Annotated in this window: 11 protein-coding genes; 10 read left to right on the top strand and 1 reads right to left on the bottom strand. The window is 62.3% G+C overall.

All coding sequences use genetic code 11. The features are described 5' to 3' along the window. From MAXJ12_RS35300 to MAXJ12_RS38895, 3 genes are all read left to right on the top strand, one after another. The coding region (locus tag MAXJ12_RS35300; RefSeq protein WP_008837462.1) for a glucoamylase family protein at positions 1-221 on the top strand (221 nt) is incomplete at its 5' end. Between the two features lie 784 nt (positions 222-1005). Beyond that, complete coding sequence (nirK, locus tag MAXJ12_RS18420) at positions 1006-1878, top strand: copper-containing nitrite reductase (protein WP_244421521.1); 873 nt, start codon at positions 1006-1008, stop codon at positions 1876-1878. 38 nt (positions 1879-1916) lie between these two features. Further along, the gene (locus tag MAXJ12_RS38895) at positions 1917-2333 is read left to right on the top strand and encodes a DUF411 domain-containing protein (RefSeq protein WP_244421520.1); all 417 of its coding nucleotides are present in this window, start codon (positions 1917-1919) and stop codon (positions 2331-2333) included. Positions 2334-2379: 46 nt separating this feature from the next. Here the strand turns inward: MAXJ12_RS38895 and MAXJ12_RS18410 are convergent, their stop codons facing one another. Continuing rightward, positions 2380-3666, bottom strand: coding sequence for an ATP-grasp domain-containing protein (locus MAXJ12_RS18410; protein WP_008837459.1), 1287 nt, complete (start codon positions 3664-3666; stop codon positions 2380-2382). A gap of 258 nt (positions 3667-3924) precedes the next feature. On the opposite strand from MAXJ12_RS18410, the gene MAXJ12_RS18405 reads away from it, so the two are divergent. The 7 genes from MAXJ12_RS18405 to MAXJ12_RS18375 all read left to right on the top strand — a co-directional run. Continuing rightward, positions 3925-4338, top strand: a complete 414-nt coding sequence (locus MAXJ12_RS18405) for a hypothetical protein (protein ID WP_008837458.1) — start codon at positions 3925-3927, stop codon at positions 4336-4338. Between the two features lie 165 nt (positions 4339-4503). Beyond that, positions 4504-5061, top strand: a complete 558-nt coding sequence (copM, locus tag MAXJ12_RS35295; protein ID WP_008837457.1) for a CopM family metallochaperone — start codon at positions 4504-4506, stop codon at positions 5059-5061. A gap of 13 nt (positions 5062-5074) precedes the next feature. Further along, the gene (locus tag MAXJ12_RS18395) at positions 5075-5353 is read left to right on the top strand and encodes a DUF5676 family membrane protein (protein ID WP_008837456.1); all 279 of its coding nucleotides are present in this window, start codon (positions 5075-5077) and stop codon (positions 5351-5353) included. 70 nt (positions 5354-5423) lie between these two features. Then, on the top strand, positions 5424-5750 hold the full coding sequence (locus MAXJ12_RS18390) for a DUF2933 domain-containing protein (RefSeq protein ID WP_008837455.1): 327 nt from the start codon (positions 5424-5426) through the stop codon (positions 5748-5750). A 2-nt stretch (positions 5751-5752) separates the two neighbouring features. Continuing rightward, positions 5753-6421 carry a methyltransferase family protein gene (locus tag MAXJ12_RS18385; RefSeq protein ID WP_008837454.1) on the top strand — a complete coding sequence of 223 codons (669 nt, stop codon included), beginning with the start codon at positions 5753-5755 and terminating at the stop codon, positions 6419-6421. Positions 6422-6538: 117 nt separating this feature from the next. Further along, entirely contained in the window at positions 6539-7966 is a 1428-nt protein-coding gene (locus tag MAXJ12_RS18380) for a multicopper oxidase family protein (protein WP_040586774.1), read from the top strand. Between the two features lie 87 nt (positions 7967-8053). Beyond that, a partial coding sequence (locus MAXJ12_RS18375; RefSeq protein WP_008837452.1) for a cation transporter occupies positions 8054-8989 on the top strand: 936 nt, incomplete at its 3' end.

Genomic DNA, 8989 nt, shown 5'->3' with positions numbered 1-8989 from the left:
CGCACCCGGGATCGCCGGATAACATCTTTGGCTGGTGGATCTCGCCTTGGCACTTCGGCCTAAACGAAGGCCCCATCGTCCTGATGATCGAGAACGAACGCAGTAGCCTGTTGTGGCGATTGATGCGCTCATGCCCGTACATCCGCAGCGGCTTGCAAGGGGCGGGGTTCGAAGGCGGCTGGCTGACGGAGTTCCCGCAGGTAACGAGCCCACCGTCTTGATCTGGTCACGGGCACGCTCAATGGGGACGGCCTGCGTTGTCCAGGATCAAAGTCAGGACCAAATCCCCACGAAAAGCGGCAGCGGCCGCCTGCGAGACACCTCCTTGCACTGGGCGCAGCCATACTTGGGACGGCGGGTGAGGATCACGCGGAACGTCGCACGACTGGGCACTGCGATATCGCTGCGCAAGATAGAATGACGGGTCCGGGTTCTCAAGCAAGCGGGACGAGGTCGGAGAAGTGGGCGCAACGATTTGGTTCCGTCCTAATGCACTTCGCGCGCTCGGCGAGCTTAAACGTGGGCGACGATGTCCGGCGAATCGGCACCGCCGAGAAGGCGGGCGGTCTGCCGGAGAGTAATGGTTGCTGGCCAGTGGGGCCGACCAAGTTTCGGCGAGTTCGCTACGACGTGGCGCGGGCGGGTGGCTGTGCATAGCGATACCGGGATGGAGGCAGCGACAACGGGCTCGATGTGACCTCTCAGAGAAAAGGCATGGGGAAATAGTGGCTGTTTGCGCTGGCGCAAAGACGACGTCCTTGGTGGGCGTAGGATGGCACGACGAAATCCTTCATTGGGTACTCATATGACGCCCATCACCTCCCCCTTGCGCGCGTTTACAGCCCTTGCGCTCGTTGCAGTCCTCGCATCACCTTCCTTCGCCGGAGGTTCACACAATCATCCCTCCGAGAATGGCACTGCCGCCGTGCCGTTCGACGTGGTGAGGCGCCTACAGACCTGTCGGCTCCGATTGGCAGCCGTGGGCCGCAGACAATCAAGATCGGCTTGGAGACCGTGGAAGTCACGGGAAGCCTGTCGGAGGGCGCGAGTTACCACTACTGGACCTTCAACAAGAAGGTGCCGGGACCGTTCGTCCGCGCGCGGGTGGGAGACACCATCGAGGTCGAGCTTACCAACCGCGCCGATAGTAGCGAGCGCCATAGCGTCGACTTCCATGCCGTCACTGGCCCCGGAGGCGGCGCGGCTGCCACGGATGCGGCGCCGGGCGAATCCAAGGCGTTCTCGTTCAAGGCGCTGAAGCCCGGCCTCTATGTCTATCATTGCGCCGTGCCGTTGGCCGCTCAGCACATCGCCAACGGCATGTACGGCTTGATCCTCGTGGAGCCTGAAGGCGGGCTGCCGTCCGTGGACCGGGAATTTTATGTGATGCAGGGTGAGATCTATACCGCCGTGGCACACGGGTCCAAGGGCAAGCTGACGGAAAGCGTCGACAAGCTGATCGACGAGGAGCCGGAGTATTTCGTCTTCAACGGCGCGGCGAACGCGCTGGATGGAGACAATGCCCTGGAGGCCAAAGTCGGAGAGACCGTGCGCATTTACTTCGGAGTCGGGGGGCCGAACAAAACATCCAGCTTCCACGTGATCGGTGAGATGTTCGACCGCGCCTATCAATTGGCGTCGCTTTCGAGCGAACCACTCCAGGACGTCCAGACGATCTCGGTGCCGCCGGGCGGTGCCGCGGTGGTTGATCTCAAGCTTGAGGTTCCGGGGGAATATGCCTTGGTAGACCATGCGCTGTCCCGCGCGGCGCGTGGTCTCGTCGGCAAGCTGAAGGTCCACGGTTCCGAGAGGCCTGATGTGTTCAGCGGCCGCGAGGCAGATAAACCCGCCGCCGAGCACGGTGCTGAGAGCCACTGAGCGGAGGAGAGACTCCCATGAATGCAAGAGCAATCTTCTTGTCGGCCGCGGTAAGCGTGCTTTCCGCAACGGCGGCAGCTGCCCAGACCGTGGCGGTCTTCAAGGATGCTGGATGCGGATGCTGCGGCGGCTGGATCGCGCACATGCAGCAGAACGGATTCTCCGTGGACGCGGCGAACGTGGAGCCCGAGCGCATGCAGCAAGTGAAGTCCCGCGCGGGAATCTCTTCGGATATCGCCTCTTGCCACACCGCGTTCGTCGAGGGCTACTTCGTCGAGGGCCACGTCCCGGCTGAAGACGTGGAAAGACTAATTTCGCAACGGCCCGATGCGGCGGGGCTCGCCGCGCCTGGAATGCCGCTGGGCTCTCCAGGAATGGAGGGATCAGGCGCGCAGCGTTACCAGGTGCTGCTGGTCCTCAAAGACGGCACCACCGAGGTGTTCGCCGTCCACTAATCCCCGAGAACGTCGGTGACCGTCGGCGATCGACGAATCCGACGCGTCATATCGCCAGCACGGGAGCAAAGCCGCCGCCCGGCGTCCTGAAATTCGTCGTCTGTCCCTGGTAGAGACGCGCGGCTGCCAAGAGTGTCCGGCCATCATAAGTGTATAGCCGCACGTCCATCTTGCGCGGTGCGGGTGCGCCATCGATCTCGATCATGCGCTGCCCAGGTGCGGCGAAAGCTTGGGCCACGAAGCCACCCCGGGCGATCTCGGTCCACACCCCTTTCGTCACCTTGTCGCCGCGATAGACCGCCTTGCTGCCGTGGCCGGAGAGCGGCTTGAAGAACAGATCCTTCCTGGATCGCCAAAGCGCGTCCGCATTGTCGGGCGTGACGAGCACGGTCCTCGGAATTCCGGCGAGCCGCAAGCGCATTTCTAGGGAAAGGCCTATGGTTTCCAGCGCCGCCGGATCGGACAGCAGCGTCAGATTGCGCTTGGCCGCAAAAAGCGCGTGGTTGTGCGGATTGGGCGTGACTACCACCGCGCCGTCCCGATACGCCGCTCTGAGCCTTGCATGCTCCGGGCGATCCAGCGCGAAATCGACCAGGCGATTATACACGAGGTCGATCCCGTATCCGTCTAGCCGGACCCTGCCGTCTTCATATTGCAGCTCGCTCGCCTCGCCAATCACGGCGTCGATGCCGTGCTTCCGCAACAACTGTTTGGCCAGCACGAATTCAGGATAGAGGTACTGCTCCTCTGGCTGATCGTCGATAATCGCGATTCGTCGCGGCAAACCGGCGCCGCGCTGGCGCCGCCATTCATCCCCGAACATCGCGACAACGCGGATTTCGAAATCGTCGCGTCTGGTACCGATAAGCCCCTGCTCGACTTCCGCACAGCAAGCCGCCTGGGCTTTGGCCAGGAGCGCGTTGAGGAATGCACCGCCTGCGTTGGTGTTCACTTCGATCAGCTTGGGGCCGTCCTCACCGAGGTGAAAATCGTAACCCATCAGCGCGCCGGCCGGGCCGAAATCCTGCTGCGCGATTTCGGGAGCCCAGGAGAGGACTGCGTCGCGGTAAGCCGGCAATTTCGTCGCCGCCTCGATGGCATCGACGATCCCGCGCATCTCTTCGATGACGGATTTAGAGAGGAACACTGGGACATTGGAGAACAGGTGCGGCCGGGAGTTGTCGAAAGCGTCATAGAAGCCCGTATCGCCAGCCTCGTGATCCAGCGCCGACCGCAGCGCTGCGCGGTCGAGCGTTATGCAGAAGCAATTCCGGTTGAGCCGCTCCGTCGCCGAACGGTTGGCTTCCGCCAGAGCGGGATCCTTGACGTTCATATCTCGTCCTTGCCGGCTGTTGACCGCATTCCCCCAGGAAGGGCGGTGGCAGCTTGCAGCATCGACCAGATTGCTGTCGAGACTGCGTGCCATCCGGGCACATGAAACTCGTGATCCATTTTTGGAGGCTTCCACGACTTCAAACCGACAAGCGAGACGTCCCATCAGAGTCTAGTGATGGCTAGCCACTTACGGCGCTTAGCATGTCCTGACTTTGATTTGCGTCAAGGCGGTGATCGTGATTGGCTATAGACTACAATGATGAAACTCACGCTGATCCACTTCCGCGTCCTGCTCGCCGCGATCATCTTGATCGCGGGCAGCGCGATGGTGAGCAGTGCACCGAGTCTTGACGGAGAAGCTTGGGATACCGCTGTCGAATACGGTGTTGCCGGTGACAGCACGGCTCTCCCCGCCAACGGTTCAGACCCAGTGACAAGCCACACTGCGGCAACAGCCCAGGACAGCCACCACAACGATTGCCGGCAGGATTGCAGAACGAATTGCATGTCCTCGACCGCATCAGGTTGTTGCGGAGCCGCCGTTCCCTTGACAAGTGGGTGCGAGACTCTCGATCGAGCCTCAATCGCCGCTTACGGCATGGAGGCCCAGTTCCTGGGAACAGGCATCAATCCCGAGGCTCTCCTGCAACCTCCCCGTTTCTTCGCCTGACACCGCGATCCCGCGCCCCCGCAGGTACCTGAGGCTGTTCACCTGCAGCGCTCATCGACCCGCTGTCTCGCGAGCAATCCCGAAATCCAACTGTACCGGAGATCCTGGCTGCCCTTCGCACCCAGAGTTCGCCCGTCCGGTCACTTCAACGACAAGGAAACAGCCATGAAAGCTTACCTCCGATCGATGACTCTTGCCGCATTCGTAGTCGCGTCCGGCGCGGCATTCGCTCAGACGGATGAGCACCACCCAGACGCCGACGCGCCCCAAGCTCCACTGGCGGCGCCGGCCCCGGAATCGAACCCGCCCAGCATGCCGGAACAATGCACGGCGATGATGTCGATGATGCAGACAATGATGCCCATGATGCAGAAGATGATGCCGATGATGCAGGGCGGCATGATGCAGGGCGGCATGATGCAAGGCGGCATGATGCAGGGCATGCCGATGGACACCGCCAACATGTCCGATGCCACAAAGGCATACATGGAGGCCATGAAGAAAATGGACGGCCCGATGATGCAGGGCGTCCAGGCAAGCGATCCCGATGTCGCCTTCGTCCAGGCGATGATCCCGCACCATCAGGGCGCGATCGACATGGCCCGGGGCGTCCTGCAATTCGGCAAGGATGATGAGGTCAAGGCTTGGGCCAATGAGATCATCACCGCCCAGGAATCCGAAATCGCCAAAATGCAGGAATGGCTCAAGCAGCACGCCAAATAGATGGAGAGGCCCAATGAACAGACTTAGCACTCTGTCTGCCGGCATCGCGCTGGGCGCAACGCTCGCTCTTCTGAGCATGCTGTGTGCTCTGACTTTCGCGCTCTGGCCGGACGCAACACTCGACTTCTTCGGCGCTTTCACCCACGGGCTCGACCTCGGCACGGTTAAATCTACCGCGCCGATCAGCCCAGGACGTGCTCTCTACGGCATTGTCGGTCTTGGAATCGCCGGCCTCGTCGCGGGTGTCGTCTACGCCTCGATCTACAATGTCGCCGCCACCGGGCGGCGGTAGAGGTGGCCCCTTTGCAGAAGCAGGACATCACAAAACTCTCCTCAAGACACCAGTGGAAGGAGCCCAACCCATGAATCCGCAGGCACAACATCCAGCCGGTCACCCGGCCGGGCAGGAGCCGGAACCCGAGTTCGAGCCAAGGCCGAGCGGGTTTTGGACTTCGCAAATGGGGCTCGTCACGATTGGCTTCCTGCTGATCGCCGCCTTTTTCCTTCTCTCCGAACACCGGGCGCACGCCCTCGGTGTCCTTCCCTTCCTGCTGCTGGCCGCCTGTCCTCTGCTTCACATGTTCATGCACAGCGGCCATCAGGGGCATGGCGGTCACGGGAGGCATACCCAGCAAAAGGAAATTGAGCCGGGCGCGCAGAATAGTTCGAAACGCGGAAAAGGAGCATGACCATGGTCGAGCAATCCTCCGCCTATGGCCTCTGGGGCCTGGTCATCGTCAATTCGGCGGTTTTTATCCTTTTCGCCTTCAGCTTTTTCAAGCCGCGGACGGGCCGCGACTGGCGATCATTCGGTGCGTTCAGCGCCTTCCTAGTGGCGCTTTTCGCAGAGATGTATGGTTTTCCGCTAACGATCTATTTGCTCTCAGGTTGGCTTCAATCGCGGTTCCCGGGCATCGACTGGTTCTCGCACGATGCTGGCCATCTCCTGGAGATGATGTTTGGCTGGCGGCTGAACCCGCATTTCGGCCCGTTCCACATTGTCAGCTTCATCCTGATCGGCGGCGGATTCGTGTTGATATCGGCCGCCTGGCGCGTGCTCTATGAGGCGCAGCAGCAGGGGCGCCTCGCGACGGGAGGCCCGTATGCGTATGTTCGCCATCCGCAATATGTCGGTTTTGTCCTCGTCATGGCGGGTTTCCTCGTCCAGTGGCCGACACTGCTGACGCTGGCGATGTTCCCCGTGCTGGTTGCGATGTACGCGCGGCTTTCCTTCACCGAGGAGCGTGAAGCGCGGAAAGAGTTCGGCGAGGCATACCACCGCTATGCAGCCAGCGTGCCTGCCTTCTTCCCGCATTTGAACAGGCTGCCCGGCGCCGCCGACGGCCCCCGCACGCCATGAACGCCCTCTCCGCTTGCACCCTGGTCTGGACGCCTCGGTCAGGCGGATTGGAGCCTTTTGTCCTAAATGAACCCGCTCAATTCCGAGATTTCGAACTCAAAGCCGAAGGAGGCGATAATGAAACGCCGAGATTTCCTCAAAACTACATTTACCGGCGCTGTGGTGCTTGCGACGCCACCGTCCTTGATCACGGCGGCCTTCGCCAGTCAGTCAGGTAGTCAAATACGGCTTGGCATCGTCCGCCGCACGATCGATGTGAACGGCAAGGCTGCCAGCGTCTTCGGCCTGCAGCGGACCGACGGAGCGACGGGCCTTCGCTTGCGGGCTGGCGATGCCTTCAATGTCCGACTCCAGAACGAGACCGCCGAGTCGACCATCATCCACTGGCATGGGCTGACGCCGCCCTGGCCGAGCGACGGCGTGCCGGACGCGCCCCTGCCGCTCATCGCCGCCGGGGCCGATCGCACTTACGATTTTCCGGTCGGCAAGCCGGGCACGCATTGGATGCATGCGCACACACTGCAAGAACAGGCCCTCCTTGCCGCACCTTTGATTGTTGCCGACCCCGAAGATGATGGGCGGGATGAGCAGGAAGTCGTCATTCTCCTGCACGACTTCTCGTTCTCGTCGCCGGAGGAACTGCTGGCACGACTGACAGGAGGAGGTGCTGCGCCGATGCAGCATGGCGGCATGGACATGTCAGAGGCGACCGCCGGCGCGATGGCTGGAATGAACCACGGAGGCATGGCCATGGATCTCAACGACATCGAGTATGACGCCTATCTGGCCAATGACCGCACGCTGGACGATCCCGAAGTCGTCTTGATGGAAACCGGTGGCCGCGCACGGGTGCGCATCATCAACGGCGCGACCGCGACCGCGTTCACGATCGATTTCGGCGAACTCGAAGGCGAACTGATCGCGGTCGATGGCCAAGACATCGAGCCGGTCAAAGGCCGACGGTTTCCGATGACGATGGGACAACGCATCGATGTCCGCGTGCAGTTGCCGCGCGAATCGCGCTCATTTCCGATCCTGGCGCTGCGCGAGGGGAGCAAGGAACGGACCGGCGTCATCCTGCGTCCGGCTGGGGCGGCGGTGGCCAAAGTCGCGTCTGTGGGAGCTGATAACGCCCCGGTCCTGGACCTGGCGCTCGAGGCGCAACTGCGGGCCGCTACGCCACTTACATCGCGCCCGGCCGACAAGGCGTTCGACATGGCGCTCACCGGCGACATGGCCGCCTACCGCTGGGGCCTGCAGACGAACCCGCCGCTCGTCGTAGATCAAGGCGACCGCGTGGAAGTGACGCTGCGCAACACCAGCATGATGGCGCATCCGATGCACCTGCACGGCCATCATTTCCAGGTCGTCGCGATCGACGGGCAGCGCTTTGCGGGAGCGGTGAGGGATACGGTACTGCTGCCTCCCAATCGCTCGGTGACGATCGCCGTCGATGCCGGAAACCACGGTCAATGGGCGTTCCACTGCCACCATCTCTACCACATGGCGACGGGCATGATGTCGACCTTCGCCTATCGAGCCTAGGACATTTGCGGGCCGCGGTGTTTGTCCGCGGCCCGCTCAGCCAAACCGCGCAGTGCATTCGCAGCTGGCAAGAGCAGGAGATCGACTGTGATAAAGACGACGCTGGAAGTACGTGACCTTATTGGCATGCTGGACTTCGCGGCGGTCGAAAAGCGTCTCGCCGCCCTGCCGGGTGTAGCCGGCGTTGCCATGAACGCCGGCTCGACGAGCGCCTCCATCGAATTCGACGAGGCGCTGACGAATCCTGAGACATTGGCCCGCGAGATCGAAGCCTGCGGCTTTCATTGCGGGGGCGAGACCGTGCCACGGCACCTCTGCGTGCCGGGCAGCACAACCGTTCCGCCCGGGCATCCGCGCGCGCCCTCGGAGCACATGCATGGACACGCGGAGCACGCCGCCGCAGTCGACGCGGCACCAAGCAAGCGGGAGGGAACCGCCGCAGCCAAGGCGCCGCACGACGCAATGGCCCACGAAATGGGTCACGGCGGCGGCATGGACATGCAGGACATGGTCAGCGACATGCGCAACCGTTTCCTCGTCAGCCTGGTCTTCACGCTGCCGATCTTTGCCATGGAACCAATGGGCATGGGGGAGCCATGGCTCCTCCCGCCTTTCGGGCTCAGCGAAGAGCTTGCGATGTTTTTCCTCGCCAGCGCCGCGATCCTTTATCCGGTCTGGCCGTTCCTGGTTGCCGCCTGGCGCGCCCTGCGAAACGGGGTGCTCAACATGGCGGTGCTGGTGGTGTTGAGCGTTGGCACCGGCTACCTCTTCAGTGTCGGCGCGACATTCTTTTTCGAAGGCGATCAGTTCTATGAAGCCGCGAGCGTGCTGCTCGTCTTCATCCTGCTCGGCCATTGGCTGGAGATGCGCGCACGGGCTGGCGCGTCCGCCGCCATCCGGGCGCTGCTCAATCTTGCGCCGCCCAAGGCCAACGTCTTCCGCGACGGCAAGGAGGTCGAGGTTGCGACCGCCGACGTCGTTCTCGACGACATTGTCGTCCTGCGGCCAGGCAACAAGCTTCCT

The organism is Mesorhizobium alhagi CCNWXJ12-2 (assembly GCF_000236565.1).
Taxonomy (GTDB): Bacteria; Pseudomonadota; Alphaproteobacteria; order Rhizobiales; family Rhizobiaceae; genus Allomesorhizobium; species Allomesorhizobium alhagi.
The sequence above is the reverse complement of the archived record's forward strand: the minus strand, read 5'-3'. Positions and strand labels throughout refer to the sequence as shown.

What these genes read in the sequence shown, in the direction of transcription:
- MAXJ12_RS18410 (WP_008837459.1), bottom strand. Translation starts at nt 3,666, where the DNA reads ATGAACGTCAAGGATCCCGCTCTGGCGGAAGCCAACCGTTCGGCGACG.
- MAXJ12_RS18405 (WP_008837458.1), top strand. Translation starts at nt 3,925, where the DNA reads ATGATGAAACTCACGCTGATCCACTTCCGCGTCCTGCTCGCCGCGATC.
- copM (WP_008837457.1), top strand. Translation starts at nt 4,504, where the DNA reads ATGAAAGCTTACCTCCGATCGATGACTCTTGCCGCATTCGTAGTCGCG.
- MAXJ12_RS18395 (WP_008837456.1), top strand. Translation starts at nt 5,075, where the DNA reads ATGAACAGACTTAGCACTCTGTCTGCCGGCATCGCGCTGGGCGCAACG.
- MAXJ12_RS18390 (WP_008837455.1), top strand. Translation starts at nt 5,424, where the DNA reads ATGAATCCGCAGGCACAACATCCAGCCGGTCACCCGGCCGGGCAGGAG.
- MAXJ12_RS18385 (WP_008837454.1), top strand. Translation starts at nt 5,753, where the DNA reads ATGGTCGAGCAATCCTCCGCCTATGGCCTCTGGGGCCTGGTCATCGTC.
- MAXJ12_RS18380 (WP_040586774.1), top strand. Translation starts at nt 6,539, where the DNA reads ATGAAACGCCGAGATTTCCTCAAAACTACATTTACCGGCGCTGTGGTG.